Genomic DNA, 19941 nt, shown 5'->3' on the forward strand with positions numbered 1-19941 from the left:
CCGGGCATGTCTGTGCAAACCAGTCCACCGCCTGCCACCGCCACGGAAAAGCCATTGCCGCGCTGGCTGCAATGGTTGCTGCGCGGACTGGCTGCGGTAAGCCTGGCGCTGGGTTTCCTGGGCATATTTTTGCCGCTGCTCCCTACCACGCCGTTCATTCTGCTGGCCGCCTGGGCCGCAGCGCGCAGTTCTCCGCGCATGCTGGCATGGCTAGAACAGCACCGACTGTTTGGCAAGATGCTACGCGACTGGCGCCAAGGGGGCGTGGTCAGCCGCAAGGCCAAGTGGGCAGCCACCACCGCCATGTCTGCCAGCACGGTGTTTCTGCTGTTGACCGTGTCCAAACCTTGGGCAGCCGTCATTGCCATTGGTTGCATGGTCACTGTACTGGTCTGGTTATGGCGCAGGCCGGAGCGTGCCTTGCCACCCGGATGAACGGCCCGGTTCCTGGTGCTCACGCGGGTGACGCTTGCAGCAAGGCCAACATCGACGCCTCGTCGATGACGGCCACGCCCAGTGTCTGCGCCTTTTCCAGCTTGCTGCCCGCCTCGGCACCGGCGACCACATAGTCGGTCTTCTTGCTGACCGAGCCCGATACCTTGGCGCCAGCGGCCTCCAGCAAATCCTTGGCTTCGTCTCGGCTCAGTGTGGGGAAGGTGCCGGTCAGCACAAAGGTCTTGCCGGCCAGCGGCTTGGGCGCCTGGGCTGCGGGCTCGCCTTCTTGCCAGGTGACGCCGCACGCGCGCAGTTGCTCAACCACCTCGCGGTTATGGGGCTGGGCAAAAAAGGTGTGCAGGCTTTTGGCGACTATGGGCCCTACGTCGTTGACGGCAAGCAGTTGCTCTTCTGAAGCGTCCATGATGCCGTCCAGCGTGCCGAAGTGGCGGGCCAGATCCTTGGCCGTGGCCCCGCCGATGTGGCGTATGCCCAGGCCAAACAGGAAGCGCGGCAGTGTTGTCTGCTTGGATTTCTCCAGCGCATCGACGATGTTCTTGGCCGACTTCTCGGCCATGCGGTCCAGTGACGCCAGCGATGTCAGACCCAGTTTATACAGATCTGGCAGCGTGCGGATGGTGTTGGTCTCCACCAGCTGGTCCACCAGTTTTTCGCCCAAGCCTTCTACCTCGACCGCACGGCGCTGCGCGTAGTGCAGGATGGCCTGCTTGCGCTGGGCGCCGCAGAACAGGCCGCCGCTGCAGCGGTGGTTGACCTCGGCCTTTTCGCGCACGACGGCGCTGCCGCAAATGGGACAACTACGGGGCATGCGGAAGTTGGGCACGTAGACCGCGCGAGGGCCACTACTAACCACCCCTACAACTTCGGGGATCACATCCCCAGCACGGCGCACGATGGCCTGGTCGCCGACACGCACCTTCTTGCGGCGCATTTCAAACAGGTTGTGCAGCGTGGCATTCGTCACAGTCACGCCGCCCACAAACACCGGCGCCAGCCGGGCCACAGGCGTCAGCTTGCCGGTGCGGCCGACCTGCACATCAATGCCCAGTACGGTGGTGAGCTGCTCTTGTGCCGGGTACTTGTGCGCCACGGCCCAACGCGGCTCGCGGCTGACAAAGCCCAGGCGCTGCTGCAGGGCCAGGCTGTTGACCTTGTAGACCACACCGTCGATGTCGTAGGGAAGCTGGTCCCGTGTCTGGCCGATGTGCTGGTGGTACGCTATCAATTCAGGAGCGCCTTGTGCGCGCTGGACGAGGGCTGCGACCGGAAAACCCCAAGACTTCAGGGTCTGCAGCATATCGTGGTGCGTACCAAAGCTTGGGCCGCCCTGCCCTGCTGGCGTCACCTCGCCCAGGCCATAGGCGAAGAAGCTCAACGGGCGCTGCGCTGCGATGCCAGGGTCCAGCTGCCGCACAGCACCGGCTGCGGCATTGCGCGGGTTGACAAAGGTCTTGTCGCCCTTGTCGCGCTGCTTTTCATTCATGGCCTCGAAGGCATCGCGGCGCATGTAAATCTCGCCGCGGACTTCCAATACCGGTGGCACACCCTGGGGCAGCTTCAAGGGGATCTGCTTGATGGTGCGGATGTTCTGCGTGACGTCTTCACCGGTCTCGCCATCTCCGCGTGTCGCAGCCTGCACCAGCACACCATGCTCGTAGCGCAGGTTCATCGCCAGTCCGTCAAACTTGAGTTCGGCCACGTAGTCGACAGGCGGATCGGTCTCGGTCAAGCCCAGTTCCTTACGGACACGGGCATCAAAATTCTGTGCACCGGTGGCCTCGGTATCAGTCTCGGTGCGGATGCTGAGCATGGGCACGGCATGGCGCACCGACGCAAACTGGTCCAGCGGCTTGCCGCCTACGCGCCGGGTCGGTGAATCGGGCGTTACCCACTCGGGGTGTGCCGCTTCCAGCGCCTGCAGCTCCTGGAACAGCCGGTCGTACTCAGCATCAGGAACCGTGGGCTCATCCAGCACGTAGTACTGGTGGGCGTAGCGGTGCAAGATCTCGTGCAGCGCCTGCACACGTGCGTGATCGGGTGTGTTGGCCATTGCCGCCTCAGCCCCTGTGCGAGTCAGGCAAACAGGCGGCGGGCCAACAGCGAGCCAGCTGCCAGGTCGCGCTGCTCCAGCGTGTCGTACAGGCTTTCCAGTTCGGAGCCGATGACGTCCATGGTGGCTGCGGTCAGCAGCTGGCCGTTGTCATCAGTGACGACGCCGTCCATGGTCTGGGCCAGCGCGGCGGCGACTTCGCGCATGCGCACAAAGGGCTGCTCGCTGCGGTCGACCTGGGCCACGTCCAGGTGCAGGGCAATGTCGCGTATCGCGGACTGGGCGGGGTCTTCGGCCAGTGCTGCCTGCGAATCGAAGCTCAACACCAACACAGGTGCCAGGCCCTCGGTGCTGGCTGGCAGCACCATGCGCCCAGGTATCACGCCGGCCACAAAGCCCAGGCGTGCCGCATTCTGCTGCACATAGCCGGGGCTCCAGGATGCGTCACGGGCTCGAATCGTGAAGCCCAGCTGGGCATCGTGCGCGCTGGCAAACTGGTCCAGCTCACGGGCGCGGGCCACCTCTTCCAGCATTTCCGGAAACTCGGGCGTGGCGTTGATGGCATCGGCAAAGGCCTGGGTCTTGACGACGTATTCCGAGTATTCGATTTCGTTCAGCGCGCCGGAGCGGTTGGCCAACTGCACGCCGGCCTGGAACCCCCCGTAGCGCTGGCCCGGCATCGGTACTTCCCAGTTCAGCGTCGTCAGGTTGTAGCCTTCGATGGCAAAGGGCTTGGTTCCGGCACGGCGGGTGGCCGGCATCGCGGCAATGGCTGCCTCGCCGGATACCACCATGCTGGGGCCGTCCAGGGCAATGGTCGCAATCACGTCGATCAGCGAATCCATCGCCGATCGGCGTGCCACGGGCGGAACAGACATAGGTTGCGTGTCGCGAACGCCGTCATCGTCTAACGCCGGCTCGCGCAACGGGGACTGCTGCGATGCGTCGCCGGGCTCCGGTTGTGCCTGGCGGGGTGCGTTGCGGCGCGAATTCCAGGCACCGTGGGCCACGACCGCGGCCAGCACCACGCCACCTGCAATCGCCAAACCAATTTGTAAATTGCTCATGACGCCTCCTGCCGAGCCGCCTCAAAGGTGGTGCACGCCCCCTCGGGGGGCAGCGAATGGATATGAGCGTGGGGGTTCATAGGTGTTTTAGGCCAGCTCGGCCAGGGTGAGAGCGGACTCCATGTCGACCGCAACAATGCGCGACACGCCCTGTTCCTGCATGGTCACGCCAATCAGTTGTTCGGCCATTTCCATCGCAATCTTGTTGTGGCTGATGAAAAGGAATTGGGTTTCTTTGCTCATGCTGCGCACGAGTTTGGCATAACGCTCGGTGTTGGCGTCGTCCAGCGGCGCATCCACCTCGTCCAGCAAGCAGAACGGCGCCGGGTTCAGCTGGAAGATCGCAAACACCAGCGCAATGGCGGTCAGCGCTTTTTCACCGCCTGACAGCAGGTGGATGGTCTGGTTCTTCTTGCCCGGGGGTTGCGCAATCACCTGCACGCCGGAGTCCAGAATCTCATCGCCGGTGATCACCAGGCGCGCATTGCCGCCGCCAAACAGCTCGGGGAACATGCGGCCAAAGTGCTGGTTGACCTGGTCAAACGTGCCCGACAGCATTTCGCGCGTTTCAGCGTCGATCTTGCGGATGGCGTCTTCCAATGTCTGCATGGCCTGGGCCAGATCGGCATTTTGCGAATCCAGAAATTGCTTGCGCTCACGCGCAACGGCCAGCTCATCAAGCGCAGCCAAGTTGACAGCGCCCAGTGCCGCAATCTCGCGGTGCAGGCGGTCGATCTCGCTTTGCATGCCAGTCAGGCGCACATTGCCCTCTTTGATCGACAGTTCGAGCGCTTCCAGATCGGCCTGCGCGTCCAGCAATTGCTGTTCATACTGCTCAAAGCCCAGGCGGGCGGCCTGCTCCTTGAGCTGGAATTCGGTGATGCGTTGGCGCAGCGGGTCCAGCTCGCGCTCCAGTTGCAGGCGGCGCTCGTCACTGGCGCGCAGCTTGGCGGTCAGGTCGTCGTACTCGCTGCGTTTGGCGCCCAGGGCCTGCTCACGCTCCAATTTGAGCGCCAGAGCGCTTTGCAAGCCGGCCTGTGCCGCCGCGTCGCTGAGACGGGCCAGTTCTTCGCGGGCACGCTGGGCCTCTGAATGGACAGATTCGGTTTGTTGCGTGGCGGTGTCTATGGTGCGGGCCAGTTCGGCATTGCGCGCCTGCAGGCTGCGTTGCGCAAACTGCGCCTCTTGCGCCTGGCGTTCCAGGCTTCGCTGCTGCTCACGGCATTGCGTCAGCTTGCGCTGCACTTCAATGACGCGCTCGTCCAGCTGGGCGTGGCGCTCCTGGCTGTCGGCCAGTTGCATGTCAAGGGATTCAAAGCGGCCCTCGGCGGTCTCACGGCGCTCCTGTAAGTCATCGAGTTGTGTCTGCACCTCGGCAATGTCGGCGTCGATTTGGGCGCTGCGGGTGCGGGCCTGTTCTGCCAGCTGCGACAAACGCAAGGTTTCCACCTGCAGCCCATGGGCCTCGGTTTGCGCCTCGGTGGCTTCGCGCCGTACGCTGACCAGGCGCTGCGAGCTTTCCGCATACGCCGCCTCAGCGCGAACCAGCCCGGTACGGGCTTCCTCGGCAATCATGACTTGGGCGCGTAACTCTTTTTCGAGGTTTTCAATCTCTTGGGCGCGGGCCAGCAGACCGGCCTGCTCGGAGTCCTGCGCGTAAAAGCTGACGCTGTGCGCCGTGACCACATGGCCGGACTTGAGGTAGATGCTTTCGCCGGGCTTCAGTGATTCGCGCTGGGCCAGCGCATCTTCGATACTGCCGGCGGTGTAGCAACCGTGCAGCCACTCATTGAACACCGCCTTTTGGCCCACATCGTTGATGCGCAGCAGGTCGGACAATCGCGGCAAAGCAGATGCGGACTCCGGCACGGCGGCCATGGGTGGGCTGAAAAAGGCCAGCTTGGCCGGTGGTGCATCGTTGGCGAAGGCGCGCACCAGTTCCAGGCGCGAAACCTCCAAGGCAGCCAGCCGCTCACGCAGCGCCCCCTCCAACGCATTCTCCCAACCCTGCTCAATATGGATTCGGGTCCATAAACCCTGCAAATGGTCCAGCCCATGCTTGGCCAGCCAGGGCTGCAGCTTGCCGTCGGTCTTGACCTTTTCCTGCAGCGTCTTCAACGCTTCCAGGCGGGCGGACAGGTCGGCCTGGCGGGCTGATTCGTCATTGACGGTTTGTTGCTGATTGCGCCGGGCTTCATCGCGCTGCGGCAGCATGTCTTGCAGCTCCTGCAAACGCGCATCAGCCACGGCCGCTGCCTCTTGGGCTTCGTCCAGCTGAGCCTGCAGCTCTTGCAGTTTGGCTTCATCCGGGGGAGCGAGCGCATTGCGGTCCACGGCCAGGCGTTCACGTCGGGTGGTCACCTGGCGGAATTGCTCCTCGATGCCCCGCTGCTCGGCCGCCAGAACCTGGATTTGTTGCTGCACCTGCATGACACTGCCACGCTGGTCGTTGGCGGCCGATTGCGCGGCGGTCAACGCGTCTTCCAGATCGGGCAACTGCTGGGCCTGTTCTTCTACCTGTGCGGCCAACAATTCGGTCTGTTCGTCGCCCAACAGCGCCAGCTCGGCCAAGCGTTCGATCTCGGCCGCGGCGTCTTCTTTTCGGGCGGCCCACTGGCCGATTTGTTCTTGCAGCGTCGCCAGGCGTTGCTCGGCACGCTGGCGGCCTTCTACAACAAAGCGGATCTCGGCTTCCAAGCGACCCACATCGGTGCTGGCTTCGTACAGCAAACCCTGGGCCTGGTTGACCTGGTCACCGGCCGCGTAGTGGGCCTGGCGCACCGTTTCCAGATCGGATTCAATACGGCGCAGATCGGCCATGCGGCTCTCCAATGCGTTGACTGCGCCTTCTGCGTCCATCTTGACCTTGGACTGGTCAGCCAGCGCCTCGGCCCGCTTCAAAAACCATTGCTGGTGCTGTTTCAGCGTCACATCGGCCTGCAGCGCGTTGTACTTTTGCGCAACCTCGGCCTGCTTTTCCAGCTTTTCCAGGTTGGCGTTGAGCTCACGCAGGATGTCGTCAACGCGGGTCAGGTTTTCGCGCGTGTCGGACAGACGGTTCTCGGTCTCGCGGCGGCGCTCCTTGTATTTGGAAACTCCTGCGGCCTCTTCGAGGAACAGGCGCAGCTCTTCGGGCTTGGACTCGATGATGCGGCTGATAGTGCCCTGGCCGATGATGGCGTAGGCGCGTGGCCCCAGCCCCGTGCCCAGGAAAACGTCTTGCACGTCGCGGCGGCGCACGGGTTGGTTGTTGATGAAGTAGCTGCTGGTGCCATCGCGGGTCAGCACGCGTTTGACGGCGATTTCGGCAAACTGGCCCCACTGGCCTCCGGCGCGGTGGTCGGCGTTGTCAAAAATCAGTTCAACGCTGGAGCGGCTGGCCGGTTTGCGGGTGGTCGTGCCATTGAAGATGACGTCCTGCATGGACTCGCCACGCAACTCGCTGGCCTTGCTCTCACCCAGCACCCAGCGCACCGCGTCCATGATGTTGGACTTGCCGCAACCATTAGGCCCGACCACGCCCACCAATTGGCCCGGCAACAGGAAGTTGGTGGGCTCGGCAAAGGATTTGAATCCGGACAGCTTGATGGAATTGAGGCGCACGGGACGAAAGGCTAATCTAAGCGGTTGATTTCATTGATTTTTGTGGGGTGTTCACGGCCATCAACGGCCTGCAATGATAGCGTGTGGGTGCATGGGCAAAAATCCATGCAAGTGCTCAGGGATAATGGGCGCCCATGAATCCGAATTTGCACCGCCTGCAGGCCTATCCGTTTGAGCGCCTAAAGCAACTCTTTGCCGCGGTGATCCCCAATCCCGCCTACGCACCCATCAGCCTGGGCATTGGTGAACCCCGCCATGCCACACCCCAGCTGATCAAGCAGGCTTACTGTGATGCCATCATGGACCCGCATGGTGGCCTGTCGGTCTACCCGGCTACCGGTGGCATTGTGGCTCTGCGCCAATCGATTGGCCGCTGGATGCAGCGCCGCTATGGGCTAGAACTCGACATCAACACCCAGATCCTGCCAGTCAACGGTTCGCGAGAAGCGCTGTTCGCGTTTGCCCAGGCCGTTATCGACCCCGCCGTGCGCCATGCCGATGGCCAGTCTGCGCTGGTGGTGTGTCCCAATCCGTTCTACCAAATCTACGAAGGTGCGGCCTTTCTGTCGGGCGTGCAGCCCTACTACGTGCCGTCGGACCCGGAGCGCAATTTTGCGCAGGACTGGGACAGCGTGCCCGAGTCGGTTTGGGCGCGAACCCAGCTGCTGTTTGTCTGCTCACCCGGCAACCCCACTGGCGCGGTGATGCCGCTGGACGAGTGGAAGAAATTGTTCGCCTTGAGCGATCGCCACGGCTTTGTCATCGCATCCGACGAGTGCTACAGCGAAATCTACTTCCGCGACGAGCCACCGCTGGGCGGCCTGGAAGCCGCAGCCAAGCTGGGCCGTACTGATTTCAAGAACCTGATCGCGTTTACCAGCCTGTCCAAGCGCAGCAATGTGCCCGGCATGCGCAGCGGTTTTGTGGCGGGCGATGCAGCCCTCATCAAGCAGTTCTTGCTGTATCGCACTTACCACGGCAGCGCGATGAGCACCGTGGTGCAGGCCGCCAGCATCGCCGCCTGGAACGACGAAGACCATGTGCGCGACAACCGCGAGCAGTACCGCACCAAATTTGCCCAGGTGACCCCCGTGCTGGCCGCGGTGCTGGATGTGGCCCTGCCCGACGCCGGCTTCTACCTGTGGGCCAAGGTAAAAGGGCCGGACACAGACTTCGCCCGCGACCTGCTCGCTCTCTACAATGTGACGGTCTTGCCCGGCAGCTTTCTGGCCCGCGAGGCGCAGGGGCACAACCCGGGCGCCAACCGCATCCGTATGGCGCTGGTGGCCGAAACCGCCGAATGCCTGGAAGCCGCCCAACGCATCGTCCAATTTGTTAAATCTCGCAGCTAACGCCTCGGGTCCGACCTCCTCAGCTATTGATCCATTAGAAAGACTTCCATGAGCCAACAACTCCAGCAAATCATTGACGCCGCCTGGGAAGACCGTGCCAATATCTCCGTCAGCTCCTCGACCGCCGAAGTGCGCGAAGCCGTGGAGACCGTGATCCACGCGCTGGACCGCGGCCAACTGCGCGTGGCCAGCCGCGAAGCTGTGGGCCAATGGACCGTGCACCAGTGGATCAAAAAGGCCGTCTTGCTGAGCTTTCGCCTGCGTGACAACGAAGTCATTGAGGCCGGCCAGTTGGGCTTTTATGACAAGGTGCAGACCAAGTTCGCCGGCCTGTCGGCTGAGGAAATGCGCGCCAGCGGCACCCGTGTTGTGCCGCCCGCCGTTGCACGCCGCGGCAGCTACATTGGCAAGGGCACCATCCTGATGCCAAGCTTTGTGAACATCGGCGCCTATGTGGACGACGGCACCATGGTCGACACCTGGGCAGCAGTCGGCTCCTGCGCGCAGATCGGCAAAAACGTACACCTGTCCGGCGGCGTCGGCATTGGTGGCGTGCTGGAACCCATGCAGGCCAACCCGACCATCATCGAAGACAACTGCTTCATCGGCGCCCGCTCCGAAGTGGTCGAAGGCGTCATCGTCGAGGAAAACTCTGTACTGTCCATGGGCGTCTACATTGGCCAGAGCACGCCCATCTATGACCGCGCCACCGGCGAGGTGAGCTATGGCCGCATCCCCAGCGGATCAGTCGTTATCAGTGGCACGCTGCCGAAAGACGGAGGAAAATACAACCTCTACGCCGCCATCATCGTCAAGCGTGTCGACGCGCAGACCCGCGCCAAGACATCCCTGAACGATTTGCTGCGCGACTGAGACTGTCAGCCCGCGTTAGCACCAGGTAGCACGTAAGTTAGTTGATTACCAACCGAGGTTGAACCTATGGCCACGACGACACCACCCGCATCCGGCACCATGGAGCGCATCCTGCGCCTGATGAGCGAGAAGAAGGCATCGGACGTCTACCTGTCGGCCAACTCGCCGGCGCTGATAAAGATCAATGGCCAATGCGTGCCTATCAACAACCAGTCGCTGCCAAACGACGCCACACGCAACCTGCTGGCTGAAATTTTGCCCCCAGACCGTATGGCCGAGCTGGATGCCGAGGGTGAGCTGAACATGGGTTTCCCCATCGCGGGCGTGGGCCGGTTCCGGGTGAGTGCCATGCGCCAGCGCGGCAGCATTGCGGCGGTGATCCGTTATATCTCGGTCGACGTGCCACCGCTGGCGGATCTGTTTTTGCCGCCCATTCTGGGTGACCTGATCATGGAGAAGCGCGGTTTGGTGCTGATGGTAGGTGCCACCGGCGCCGGCAAGAGCACAACGCTGGCATCGATGATCGACTACCGCAACGGCATGGTGTCCGGCCACATCCTGACCATTGAAGACCCAGTGGAATTTTTGTTCAAGAACAAGAAATCGGTCATCAACCAGCGTGAAATCGGTTCCGACACCAAATCCCTGCAGGTCGCGCTGAAAAACGCGCTGCGCCAGGCGCCCGACGTGATTCTGATCGGTGAAATCCGCGACCGCGAAACCATGTCCGCGGCCATTGCCTACGCCCAATCGGGCCACTTGTGCCTGGCCACCATGCACGCAAACAACAGCTACCAGGCGCTGAACCGTATCTTGAGCTTCTACCCGGTTGAGGTGCGCCCCACCATGCTGGGCGACTTGGCCGCCGCGCTGAAGGCCGTGGTGTCGCAACGCCTGCTACGCAACACGGCCGGATCGCGCGTCCCTGCCATTGAAGTTTTACTCAACACGAAGCTGATTGCCGAGCTGATCGAAAAAGGCGACTTCTCCGGTGTCAAGGAGGCTATGGAAAACTCCATGGCCGACGGGTCGCAGTCTTTTGAGCACGACATCGCGCGCATGATTGTCGAAGGTGTGGTCGACCGCAAGGAAGGTCTGGCCAATGCCGACTCCCCCACAAATCTGATGTGGCGTATGCAAAACGACTTCACCAAATCACAAGCACCGGCAAACGCACCCGAGGAACACGAAGAAGCCTCGTTCACAGAAATTACCCTGGACGTCAAGCATTGATGCATGCAGCAACAAATAGTGCAACTTTGCATTTGGCAGAACAGCTGATTGCGCGTCCTTCGGTCACTCCACTAGATGGCGGTTGCCAGGAACTGATCGCACAGCGGCTCAGCGCGCTGGGTTTCAACTGCGAAACCATTGTCAGCGGCCCGGCCGACTTTTTGGTCTCCAACCTTTGGGCAAAACGGGCTGCAGCCCTCGTGGAACGGCCGCAAGCCGCTACTGATTCTGTAGCAACTTACATGCCCGCGAAGACACTGGTGTTTGCCGGCCACACCGATGTGGTGCCCACCGGGCCGCTGGCGGAGTGGCACAGCGCGCCCTTCACCCCTACGCACCGCGACGGCAAGTTGTTTGGCCGCGGCGCCAGCGACATGAAGGTGTCTTTGGCGGCTTTCGTTGTCGCTATTGAAGAGTTCCTGGCCGCCAACCCCGACCCGCAGCTGAACATTGCGTTGATGTTGACCAGCGACGAGGAAGGCCCCGCCAACGACGGCACAGTCGTCGTCTGCAAAACTTTAACAGCCCGCGGCGAGAAGATTGACTATTGCATCGTCGGCGAGCCGACATCGGTGGAGCGAACCGGTGACATGATCAAGAACGGTCGCCGCGGCACCATGAGCGGCAAGCTGACCGTCAAGGGTATCCAAGGCCACATTGCCTACCCGCACCTGGCCAAGAATCCCATCCACCTGGTAGCGCCCGCAATGGCCGAGCTGGTGGGCGTGGAGTGGGACAAGGGCAATGCTTTCTTCCCGCCGACCACCTGGCAGATCAGCAACATCCATGGCGGCACCGGTGCCAGCAATGTGATTCCGGGCTCTGTGGTCATCGATTTCAACTTCCGTTTCTCCACCGAGTCCACGCCAGAATCGCTGCAATCACGCCTGACACGCGTGCTGGAGAAATACGAGCTGGAATACGACCTGACCTGGACCGTGGGCGGCCTGCCCTTTCTGACCACCCCCGGCACGCTGGTGGGCGCTGTGCAAGAGGCCATCTTGGCCGAGACCGGCATCCAGACCCAGCTGTCGACCACTGGCGGCACCAGCGACGGGCGCTTCATCGCACAGATCTGCCAGCAGGTCATAGAGATGGGCCCGCCCAACGCCACCATCCACAAAATCAACGAGTACGTCAACGTGGCCGACATTGAGCCGCTGAAGAATATCTACCGCCGGGTGCTGGAAAACCTGGAACGTCAGGCCCGCGCATGACACTTTTGGAATTGATTGAGTCCGGCGCGAAGCAACTGGAGGATGCGAAGCTGTCGTTTGGCCACGGTACGACGAACGCCTTTGACGAGGCCGCCTGGCTGGTGCTGTGGAGCATGGGCCTGCCGCTGGACACCCCGCTGGATGGTGAGGACTCCAAGGCAAATGAGGCTGTAGCCCCCGCCCAGCGCGCGCAAGCCGCTAGCATTTTGGAAGCACGCATCAGCACCCGTAAGCCTGCAGCCTACCTGACAAAAGAAGCGTGGTTGCAGGGCGTTGCCTTTTATGTGGACGAGCGGGCCATCGTGCCGCGCTCGCTGATCGCCGAACTCATTGTGGACGGCAGCATTGACTATTGGTTGAAGGCCTCGACGCACACCGTGCTGGACCTGTGCACTGGCAATGGCAGCTTGGCGGTGATTGCCGCGCTGACCTATCCCGATGTGGTCGTCACCGGTTCAGACCTGTCTGCCGACGCGCTGGCTGTGGCGCGCATCAATGTGGACAAGCATGGCTTGCAGCAGCGTATCGCGCTGGTTGAGTCGAACGGCTTTTCCGCCCCGGCACTGGCGAACCGCGGCCCTTTCGACCTGATCCTGTGCAACCCGCCCTATGTAAACGCGCAGGGCATGGCCGACCTGCCTGCGGAGTACAAGGCTGAGCCGGCAATGGCACTGAGCGGCAACCAGGCTGGTGGCAGCGACGGCATGGATTTCATCCGTGTGCTGTTGCAAGAAGCGCCGCGGCAGATGACCGAAGATGGCGTGCTGGTGCTGGAAATTGGCAATGAGCGGCCCTACTTTGAAACCGCATTTCCGCAGCTGGAAGTCGTCTGGCTGGAAACCAGTGCGGGGGATGACCAGGTGTTGCTGGTGACCAAGGAGGCCTTGTTGCTTTAGCGCCTTTGCCGAGCCCGCAGCAGACTTGGGGTACGGGCCTCCGTTCGTGTCCCCCGGCCTGCGGCCTCCTCCTTTACCTCACTGCGCCCCATACCCCAAGCCTGCTGCTCAGACAGTTTCACCTTTTTTTTGCGAGAAATTTCGCGCTCTTCCTGCCCGAGTAATAACGACCGCCACTTAGCGGGAGGCTGGGGCACTGCGAAGCGCAGGTAAAGGAGGAGGCCGAAGGCCGGGGGACACGGAGCTTCGCAGTGCCCCAGCCTCCCGCCACCACCGCCCGCCGAGATGACGTCTACATGACGTCCGAGATAAATTGAATTAATAGCTACGACCGTAAAGAATGATCACCTTAAAAAACGTAACCCTGCGCCGCGGGGCCAAGGTTCTACTGGACAGTACGTCCGTAACGCTGAACCCCGGCGAAAAAGTCGGCTTGGTAGGCCGCAATGGCGCCGGCAAATCCTCGCTGTTTGCGCTGCTCAACGGCAACCTGCATGAGGACTCCGGCGAGTACTACATCCCGACGCAATGGCGCATGGGCCAGGTGGCCCAGGACATGCCCGAGACCGACCAATCGGCCACAGAGTTTGTCATCGAAGGTGACACCGTATTGCTGTCAGCGCGCGAGGAAGTGGCAGCCGCCGAGGCCACCGAAGACTACAACCGCATGGCCGACGCCTACACCGGCTTGCACGACGCCGGCGAGTACGATGCTGCCGCCCGCGCCCAGGCGCTGATCCTGGGGTTGGGCTTCAAGACCAGCGAGCTGGAGAACCCGGTCAACAGCTTCTCTGGTGGCTGGCGCATGCGCCTGCAGTTGGCCCGTGCGCTGATGTGCCCGAGCGACCTGCTGCTGCTGGACGAACCTACCAACCACTTGGACTTGGACGCACTGGTCTGGCTGGAGGCCTGGCTCAAGAAGTACGAAGGCACCATGGTCGTCATCAGCCATGACCGCGAATTTCTGGATGCCGTGACCAACGTCACACTGCATATTGACGCAGGCAAACTTGTGCGCTACGGCGGTAACTACAGCAAGTTTGAAGACATGCGCGCAGAGCAGATGGAGCTGCAGCAAAACGCGTATTCCAAGCAGCAAGACAAGATCGCCCACCTGCAGAAGTTCATTGCCCGCTTCAAGGCCAAGGCCAGCAAGGCCAAACAGGCGCAGAGCCGCGTCAAGGCACTGGACCGCATGGAGAAGATTGCGCCGCTGCTCAGCGAAGCGGATTTCACATTCGAGTTCAAGGAACCCGCCAATTTGCCCAACCCGATGCTGTCGATGAGTGGCATCAGCGTGGGCTACCCCGCACCGGAAGATGCGCCCGCTGGCACGCCGCCCACGACCATCGTGCGCAACATTAGTAAATCGGTGTTGGCCGGGCAACGCATCGGCATCCTGGGTGCGAACGGCCAGGGCAAGTCAACGCTTGTCAAGACCATTGCACGCGACCTGGCCATCCTGGAGGGTGAAATCACCGAGGGCAAAGGCTTGAACATCGGCTACTTCGCCCAGCAGGAACTGGACGTACTACGCCCCGCAGACAACCCGCTGGACCACATGATCCGCCTGGTGCGCGAGATCACGGCCGCCGGCAAGATCGCAGGCCAGCAGACACGCGAGCAAGACCTACGCAGCTTTTTGGGCACATTCAACTTCAGCGGCGACATGGTCAAGCAGTCCGTCGGCAGCATGAGCGGTGGCGAAAAGGCTCGCCTGGTGCTTTGCATGCTGGTATGGCAGCGCCCCAACCTCTTGCTGATGGACGAGCCCACCAACCACCTGGATCTGGCAACACGCGAAGCGCTGTCGATGGCGCTGAACGAGTTCGAAGGCACCGTGATGCTGGTCAGCCACGACCGCGCACTCTTACGCTCGGTCTGCGACGAATTCTGGATGGTGTCACGCGGCGGTGTGGAGCCCTTCGACGGCGACCTGGACGACTACCAGAAGTACCTGCTGGATGAAGCCAAGCGCCAGCGCGAGGAGGCCAAGGAAGCCGCCAAGGTGCCAGTGGTAGCCAAGGCGGTTGCGCCCTCGCCTGCCGCCGGCAAGTCCAAAGGCAAGGGCGACACGTCGCCCAAAACCAAGAAGGAATTGCAGGATGTGGAGACCCGCATGGAGGCGCTCAACAACCAAGGTGCAGAATTGGAAAACCGTTTGTCGACCAACCCTCACCCCCAGGAGATCGCCGAGATCGGCCGTAGCCTGAAGCTGGTCAACGACGAACTGGCGGTGCTGGAGGATAAGTGGCTGGAGTTGTCGAGCAGCTTGGGCAATTGATCCACCAGACAACGGTTAAAGTGTAAGGGCGCAGAGCCGTTTAGGACCTATAGCGGCTGACGGTCGGACCGAGAGCCGAAGGACAAACTTAAGGCTAAGATATGCCGAAATAGCCCAAGACAAAATGCCGCGGGTCTAGAAATCGAGTTGATATTCTTGAAATGAGACCAATGTGAGCGAGGCGACACGATTTATTAATTTGTCCGACTCCGCAGTCACTTCGCCGTTGACAACTGCAACGGGTGGCGACTTGCATGAGTCATTAATGCTGAGACACATATTTGGGGCACAGCAAACCGAAAAGAAAACCGATATGGCAACTTCAATGACACGCGAAGAGATGACTGCAAGGCTTGAGCTCGTGGAGGCTAAAGCGGAAAGTCGTCTCGCACGCTTTGAAGAGCGATTAGACCAATCCATCGGTGAGATGCGGCGTGAAACCGCCGATCTCAAAGCATCCATCAGTAACTTGAAGACGACGACAGTCGTCACAGCGATTTCAGCAGTTCTGGCTATTGTGTTTGGCGTTGCGGCGTTCAATGCAACAGTATTGTCGAACATCGTCGCTTCGTTTGAATCTGGTAAGAACACAGCAACGGTAATTGCTCAAACAGCCGAACAGCTGAAGCAAACCCAAGAGCAACTAAAGGCCATTCAGGAAGCCCTGGTGAAAAAGGACTCTAAAAAATGACCGCTCCTAAGATAGTACGCATGGGAGACCAACGCGTCCTTAATGTCACTTGGTGTGATGACGTTCGCCAAGAAGCTAACAACAAGCTATCCTTCATGGGAATATATGCGTCGCGGTTGGTCGTTGAAAAAATTCCAGCTGCGCTGCCCGGTTTGAGTGCACACGTGCAAGTGCAGACGCCCTACGAAAGGCCGTTCCAGAAACTGAAGCTGAGTGTGTTCGACAACCTTTCCGACAAGCCTCTTGGCGAAATTGAGGCAATTGAAGCCGATGTGGCAAAGCTAAACGAACATTCGAGGACGCAAGCACAAAGCAAGGATGATGGCGATAGCTTGCTCGCCGGATTATTCGCATCATTTGTTTTCAGCTTTGGTCCCTATGAACTGAAAGAAGGTCTCAAGTGGCTACAGGTAAGAGCTGACCTCGGAGACGAAATCTTTGAGTCTGTGAAACTCAAAATCATGACTAGGGAAGAGGACGTTAAGTCGGCTTAGCACCCCTCCCGACCAAGAAAAAAGCCTGCTATCGATGTGATAGCAGGCTTTTCATATGCCACGGGGGCAATCTGGTGGGATCTGAGAGATTCGAACTCTCGACCTACGGATTAAGAGAATGGCTGACTTTAACAAAACTCAATAAAATCAACATCTTGCGTCGCTTGCCTAGTGTTGAAGTCAGCTACGTTTAGTCCCAATCAGTCAAAAATCGTTGTGCGTAGCTACGTTCTAGCTACGGTGTTATGACAATCGACTAAATTCCCAATGGCATCTTGCGGGCATCAAATCCCATGGATTGCATTTCGCGGCGGAAATGAGTCATTGCTAGAGGAAAAGCCTGCGCAACTAGCATGTACTGATAGTGCTCGTCATCGAGGTCCGCTAGTACGTCCCCCTCAGTGACAGCCGGCAGATAGTCAAACTTCCCCTCGTACTCTGCATTGAATGTAGCTTTGTCATCTGCCTTACCATCGTTAGCGGCTTCGGCAATGAACTCGATCTTTACGACGGCTTGCAAAATTCCGCCCGATACGTTGGGCACAGCTAAACCGACTTCAATGTTTTGCGTAAGTTGAATTGACCAAGCATCTGTACCATTCACCGGGCTCTTGTTTTCACCATGAAAAGCCAATGCCCGGAAGGACACTAGCTTTGGGCGCCTAGTCATTTCCATTTCTGGCTCTCCTGCCGGTAGGGCCGCAGAGTTGTCGTGCTCGGCCCACGTGGTGGCCCATTTCGGTAATCTGCCATGACGATGACGTTGGCAGTCACCGATTTCGTAGACACGTGCATTTCTTTGGAGAATTCGGCAGTCATCCTCTTCTCTTCAACCAATTCCCAAAAAGCTGCTTCACTACGACGTACTAATCGCAATAGGGTATCCATCGACTCAGACTGCGACACGTCATCGTTTTCGTACTTGCTGAACGCAACCGGACCACCACCAAACAAATTAGCAGCTTGGCTTTGGGTCAATTTGTATTTGTCGCGCAAGGCGCAAATTTCAATCCCGGTTAGCAGTCCGTCCACCGACTTGCGAAACGCAAGGACGGCGCGCTTATTCAACTTGCTTTCTTTCGCACCCGCCGACTCAGAATGACACACATCACACAATTGGTAGTGCAAAGGGAGCAGAGTCTTGTGTCCCTTGTACTCGCTCTCAACTTGATCCACATGATCCGTCACGTACCCCTCGCCACATATTGGGCAGAGCTCTTTGGTATTCATTTTTTCCCCAATCTAGGTATGACAAGAAATCGTCATGACCATCGTGCCAAGTCTGTTAACAGCAAACTTGACGAAATACTGGATCAACATGTGTTTGTTGACCGCTTCAATCCACTCCTTGATATTTATCGAATATGCATCACAGGCAGCATAGGCACCTCTGCCGTTTTCGCACCATTCCGAATCAATGTAGTGCGCTTGGCGCAATTGAAGAACCAGATCAATGACATCCGATGCGTCCCATCCAAGTTCTCGGACGCTCGTCACGCAATCTCTTGTCCATAGTTGTAGCCCCTTTCCGTCATGAATGATCGCTTTGACCCGATCAAGGTCATACAGTGGCCCGCCAGTGATTTTTTCACCACCGCCAGTTGACGGCGAAGTCAAACTGTACTCCGAAACGATAGTAAAAGTTACCATGGTGGTAATAATACAGCTAAAAACACGGTCATTGCTGTGTATTCATCCATGGTTTTTGGTGTTTCCATCCAACATTTTGGTTAAATAGCTGGTTTCAGTTTGGTCTGCATTTGACAGAAACGGAAGAAGATTGAGGACTATCCAGACCTGTGCCAGAATCAAATCCATGCAATGCGCGTTCTGTGATGACCTCGACAATCGCGTGCGTCACGGCGGCCGGGTGCTGTCCCCAAGTGGCCAGAGTCTTGAGCACTGCCGCCCGTGCCTGATTATCTAAAACATCGACGATGAAAACTGCCATCTTGGCGCCAAGCAAATCGAGCTACTTGCTGTCGTCATCTTCATTCTCGTCAGACAGCAAATGGCTATCCCTTGCAGTCTCGGAACGTGCCACTGCGGGCACAACCGCGCGCCTGCAACCTGTTCGACCTGTCGGGCGACTTGGAGCAATACCGGGGCTTTGTGGTGGCCGACATCAATGCGCTGACCAACACGGTGACCTTCACCAATGGGCATGAGCTGGTGGCGGGTGGTCGCTTAGCGCCGTCTCACTTGACCCCACCCGCGTAGAATAATTTTCAGCAGTTAGCTCCCACTAAAACCTGTTTTTATTATGCAAATAGACTTTGAAGCAATTCTCGAGGAAATTCAGAAGACAAAAAATCAGCTCAGCCAATTGGAAAGTTCGCTTTCGGTCTTGACGCACGACGCGCTAGAAGGGGAACGGTGGCGAGTAAGCAACCAGGCATTTGGACTCGTCAGCCAAGCTGTTCGCGTTACGGTGGAGCTGCACGAGCTGATTGAGACAGCGCCTAAGCATTGGAATAGGCATTGCGGTAGTCCCTTTTCGACTTCCTCCCCACCCTTTTTTTCTTAATTGGCGAGAACTAAGCCAGCATTCAGCACGCAAGAGCATTGGCCAAATGAGCCGCGTGTCCTGAATAAGCATTTGATTGATGCTCAGATACCCGCGTCACTGGAGCGCTTGCGAAGTCACATGGTGGAGATCGAGCGCCACCAGGACCGCCATGCCCGCATTGCGTCCGACTTTGCAGCGCTCACGCCCGAGCAGCGCGCGGCCACCTTGATCGTGGCCGGGACCAACCTAGGGCGTGAGGCCATCAACCAGGAGGTGCGCCAGGCGCTCGACTGTGCGGCCAAGGCGAGGTGCTCAACACGTTGAGCCGCAAGGACTTGACCCAGGCACAGGCATTGCGCACGGTGAGCTATCACGAAGGCGATGTGCTGCGTGCTGATCGCGAATACAAAGGCATGGGCCTGCAGCGTGGCGAGTTTGCGCGCGTTGTCGATGGACCGGAAGGGGTTGTGACCTTGGAGCGCCAGGACGGTGTGCGGGTGCCATGGCGCGCGGCCAACCAGCCGCACATGAGCGCCTTCACTGAGCATCAACGGGAAGTGGCTGAGGGCGACGTGCTGCGCTTTACCAACAATGACCATCGGTCGGGCATTGTCAATGGCGAGCGTGCCGTGGTGCTGTTGGTGGAGCCCGCCCAGGACCGGCTGCTGGTGGAAAAGTCAGACGGCACACGCCTCGCGTTGCCTTCGCGACGGGGCTACGGCAAAGCAACGTATTAAAGCTGGAGTGGAGCAACGTCGACATTGAACGGCGGCACGCTTGGGTATCGGCAATCAATTCAAAGAATCGCAAGCCGATTGCGGTGCCTTTGAATGACATATCCATGGCAGTGTTGCTGCGTCAAAAAGGAAAGCATTCCACCAGGGTGTTTACCTATGCTGGCAAGCCCATCGCCAACGCCAATACAAAGGCTTGGCGTAGCGCCCTGGTAAGAGCTGGAATTTCCGATTTCCGCTGGCACGACCTGCGCCACACTTGGGCGACCTGGCAGCGGCAGTCGGGAACGCCGACTTATGAGCTACAGAAATTAGGAGGGTGGAAATCTGCAACCATGGTGGAGCGGTATGCCCACTTGGCACCAGACAATCTGTCTGTCGCCGCCGGAAGAATCAATGGAATGATTTTTGGCTACGATTTAGCTACGGTGCAGGGGAAATAAAAAAGCCTGCTATCGATTAAATAGCAGGCTTTTCATATG

20 protein-coding genes are annotated in these 19941 nt (G+C 59.4%); 13 read left to right on the forward strand and 7 right to left on the reverse strand.

All coding sequences use genetic code 11. The annotated features are described in order from the left end of the window. Window positions 1-6 precede the first annotated feature (6 nt). Window positions 7-435: a YbaN family protein gene (locus AC097P_RS16875; protein ID WP_479611583.1), complete on the forward strand. Its 429-nt coding sequence runs from the start codon at window positions 7-9 to the stop codon at window positions 433-435. Window positions 436-454: 19 nt separating this feature from the next. Here AC097P_RS16875 and ligA read toward each other — a convergent pair whose 3' ends face one another. From ligA to smc, 3 genes are all read right to left on the reverse strand, one after another. Further along, window positions 455-2506 (reverse strand): NAD-dependent DNA ligase LigA, encoded by a 2052-nt coding sequence (gene ligA / locus AC097P_RS16880; RefSeq protein WP_479611584.1) that lies wholly within the window; start codon window positions 2504-2506, stop codon window positions 455-457. Between the two features lie 23 nt (window positions 2507-2529). Next, on the reverse strand, window positions 2530-3573 hold the full coding sequence (locus AC097P_RS16885) for a cell division protein ZipA C-terminal FtsZ-binding domain-containing protein (RefSeq protein WP_479611585.1): 1044 nt from the start codon (window positions 3571-3573) through the stop codon (window positions 2530-2532). Between the two features lie 87 nt (window positions 3574-3660). After that, a complete protein-coding gene (smc, locus tag AC097P_RS16890) occupies window positions 3661-7176 on the reverse strand; it encodes a chromosome segregation protein SMC (RefSeq protein WP_479611586.1) in 3516 nt (1171 codons plus the stop codon). Window positions 7177-7310: 134 nt separating this feature from the next. Here smc and dapC point away from each other — a divergent pair, with 134 nt between their 5' ends. The 8 genes from dapC (at window position 7311) to AC097P_RS16930 (ending at window position 16216) form a co-directional block, all read left to right on the forward strand. After that, window positions 7311-8528, forward strand: coding sequence for a succinyldiaminopimelate transaminase (gene dapC / locus AC097P_RS16895; protein WP_479611587.1), 1218 nt, complete (start codon window positions 7311-7313; stop codon window positions 8526-8528). A 48-nt stretch (window positions 8529-8576) separates the two neighbouring features. After that, window positions 8577-9401 carry a 2,3,4,5-tetrahydropyridine-2,6-dicarboxylate N-succinyltransferase gene (gene dapD / locus AC097P_RS16900; protein ID WP_479611588.1) on the forward strand — a complete coding sequence of 275 codons (825 nt, stop codon included), beginning with the start codon at window positions 8577-8579 and terminating at the stop codon, window positions 9399-9401. Between the two features lie 66 nt (window positions 9402-9467). Then, the gene (locus AC097P_RS16905) at window positions 9468-10634 is read left to right on the forward strand and encodes a PilT/PilU family type 4a pilus ATPase (protein WP_479611589.1); all 1167 of its coding nucleotides are present in this window, start codon (window positions 9468-9470) and stop codon (window positions 10632-10634) included. Then, a complete protein-coding gene (gene dapE / locus AC097P_RS16910; RefSeq protein WP_479611590.1) occupies window positions 10634-11851 on the forward strand; it encodes a succinyl-diaminopimelate desuccinylase in 1218 nt (405 codons plus the stop codon). The genes AC097P_RS16905 and dapE overlap by 1 nt, the downstream gene beginning before the upstream one ends. Continuing rightward, window positions 11848-12747, forward strand: a complete 900-nt coding sequence (gene prmB / locus AC097P_RS16915; RefSeq protein ID WP_479611591.1) for a 50S ribosomal protein L3 N(5)-glutamine methyltransferase — start codon at window positions 11848-11850, stop codon at window positions 12745-12747. The genes dapE and prmB overlap by 4 nt, the downstream gene beginning before the upstream one ends. Window positions 12748-13087: 340 nt before the next feature. Then, window positions 13088-15031: an ABC-F family ATP-binding cassette domain-containing protein gene (locus AC097P_RS16920; protein ID WP_479611592.1), complete on the forward strand. Its 1944-nt coding sequence runs from the start codon at window positions 13088-13090 to the stop codon at window positions 15029-15031. Between the two features lie 172 nt (window positions 15032-15203). After that, window positions 15204-15722 carry a hypothetical protein gene (locus AC097P_RS16925; protein WP_479611593.1) on the forward strand — a complete coding sequence of 173 codons (519 nt, stop codon included), beginning with the start codon at window positions 15204-15206 and terminating at the stop codon, window positions 15720-15722. Continuing rightward, window positions 15719-16216 carry a hypothetical protein gene (locus AC097P_RS16930; protein ID WP_479611594.1) on the forward strand — a complete coding sequence of 166 codons (498 nt, stop codon included), beginning with the start codon at window positions 15719-15721 and terminating at the stop codon, window positions 16214-16216. The genes AC097P_RS16925 and AC097P_RS16930 overlap by 4 nt, the downstream gene beginning before the upstream one ends. 256 nt (window positions 16217-16472) lie before the next feature. Here the strand turns inward: AC097P_RS16930 and AC097P_RS16935 are convergent, their stop codons facing one another. The 4 genes from AC097P_RS16935 to AC097P_RS16950 form a co-directional block, all read right to left on the reverse strand. Continuing rightward, window positions 16473-16892, reverse strand: a complete 420-nt coding sequence (locus AC097P_RS16935; RefSeq protein WP_479611595.1) for a hypothetical protein — start codon at window positions 16890-16892, stop codon at window positions 16473-16475. Beyond that, entirely contained in the window at window positions 16883-17446 is a 564-nt protein-coding gene (locus tag AC097P_RS16940) for a type II toxin-antitoxin system MqsA family antitoxin (protein ID WP_479611596.1), read from the reverse strand. Before AC097P_RS16940 ends, AC097P_RS16935 begins: the two co-directional genes overlap by 10 nt. Window positions 17447-17458: 12 nt before the next feature. After that, complete coding sequence (locus AC097P_RS16945) at window positions 17459-17866, reverse strand: hypothetical protein (protein WP_479611597.1); 408 nt, start codon at window positions 17864-17866, stop codon at window positions 17459-17461. A 94-nt stretch (window positions 17867-17960) separates the two neighbouring features. Further along, complete coding sequence (locus AC097P_RS16950; protein ID WP_479611598.1) at window positions 17961-18167, reverse strand: hypothetical protein; 207 nt, start codon at window positions 18165-18167, stop codon at window positions 17961-17963. 71 nt (window positions 18168-18238) lie between these two features. Between AC097P_RS16950 and AC097P_RS16955 the strand changes: the two genes are divergently transcribed. From AC097P_RS16955 to AC097P_RS16970, 4 genes are all read left to right on the forward strand, one after another. Next, entirely contained in the window at window positions 18239-18436 is a 198-nt protein-coding gene (locus tag AC097P_RS16955; protein ID WP_479611599.1) for a hypothetical protein, read from the forward strand. Between the two features lie 379 nt (window positions 18437-18815). Next, the gene (locus tag AC097P_RS16960; RefSeq protein ID WP_479611600.1) at window positions 18816-19049 is read left to right on the forward strand and encodes a hypothetical protein; all 234 of its coding nucleotides are present in this window, start codon (window positions 18816-18818) and stop codon (window positions 19047-19049) included. After that, entirely contained in the window at window positions 19046-19462 is a 417-nt protein-coding gene (locus AC097P_RS16965) for a hypothetical protein (protein ID WP_479611601.1), read from the forward strand. The genes AC097P_RS16960 and AC097P_RS16965 overlap by 4 nt, the downstream gene beginning before the upstream one ends. A 2-nt stretch (window positions 19463-19464) precedes the next feature. After that, entirely contained in the window at window positions 19465-19902 is a 438-nt protein-coding gene (locus AC097P_RS16970) for a site-specific integrase (RefSeq protein ID WP_479611659.1), read from the forward strand. Window positions 19903-19941 lie beyond the last annotated feature (39 nt).

It is taken from the genome of Rhodoferax sp. ZS1R8 (genome assembly GCF_056521325.1).

What these genes read in the sequence shown, in the direction of transcription:
- AC097P_RS16875 (WP_479611583.1), top strand. Translation starts at nt 7, where the DNA reads ATGTCTGTGCAAACCAGTCCACCGCCTGCCACCGCCACGGAAAAGCCA.
- ligA (WP_479611584.1), bottom strand. Translation starts at nt 2,506, where the DNA reads ATGGCCAACACACCCGATCACGCACGTGTGCAGGCGCTGCACGAGATC.
- AC097P_RS16885 (WP_479611585.1), bottom strand. Translation starts at nt 3,573, where the DNA reads ATGAGCAATTTACAAATTGGTTTGGCGATTGCAGGTGGCGTGGTGCTG.
- dapC (WP_479611587.1), top strand. Translation starts at nt 7,311, where the DNA reads ATGAATCCGAATTTGCACCGCCTGCAGGCCTATCCGTTTGAGCGCCTA.
- dapD (WP_479611588.1), top strand. Translation starts at nt 8,577, where the DNA reads ATGAGCCAACAACTCCAGCAAATCATTGACGCCGCCTGGGAAGACCGT.
- AC097P_RS16905 (WP_479611589.1), top strand. Translation starts at nt 9,468, where the DNA reads ATGGCCACGACGACACCACCCGCATCCGGCACCATGGAGCGCATCCTG.
- dapE (WP_479611590.1), top strand. Translation starts at nt 10,634, where the DNA reads ATGCATGCAGCAACAAATAGTGCAACTTTGCATTTGGCAGAACAGCTG.
- prmB (WP_479611591.1), top strand. Translation starts at nt 11,848, where the DNA reads ATGACACTTTTGGAATTGATTGAGTCCGGCGCGAAGCAACTGGAGGAT.
- AC097P_RS16920 (WP_479611592.1), top strand. Translation starts at nt 13,088, where the DNA reads ATGATCACCTTAAAAAACGTAACCCTGCGCCGCGGGGCCAAGGTTCTA.
- AC097P_RS16930 (WP_479611594.1), top strand. Translation starts at nt 15,719, where the DNA reads ATGACCGCTCCTAAGATAGTACGCATGGGAGACCAACGCGTCCTTAAT.
- AC097P_RS16935 (WP_479611595.1), bottom strand. Translation starts at nt 16,892, where the DNA reads ATGGAAATGACTAGGCGCCCAAAGCTAGTGTCCTTCCGGGCATTGGCT.
- AC097P_RS16940 (WP_479611596.1), bottom strand. Translation starts at nt 17,446, where the DNA reads ATGAATACCAAAGAGCTCTGCCCAATATGTGGCGAGGGGTACGTGACG.
- AC097P_RS16945 (WP_479611597.1), bottom strand. Translation starts at nt 17,866, where the DNA reads ATGGTAACTTTTACTATCGTTTCGGAGTACAGTTTGACTTCGCCGTCA.
- AC097P_RS16950 (WP_479611598.1), bottom strand. Translation starts at nt 18,167, where the DNA reads ATGGCAGTTTTCATCGTCGATGTTTTAGATAATCAGGCACGGGCGGCA.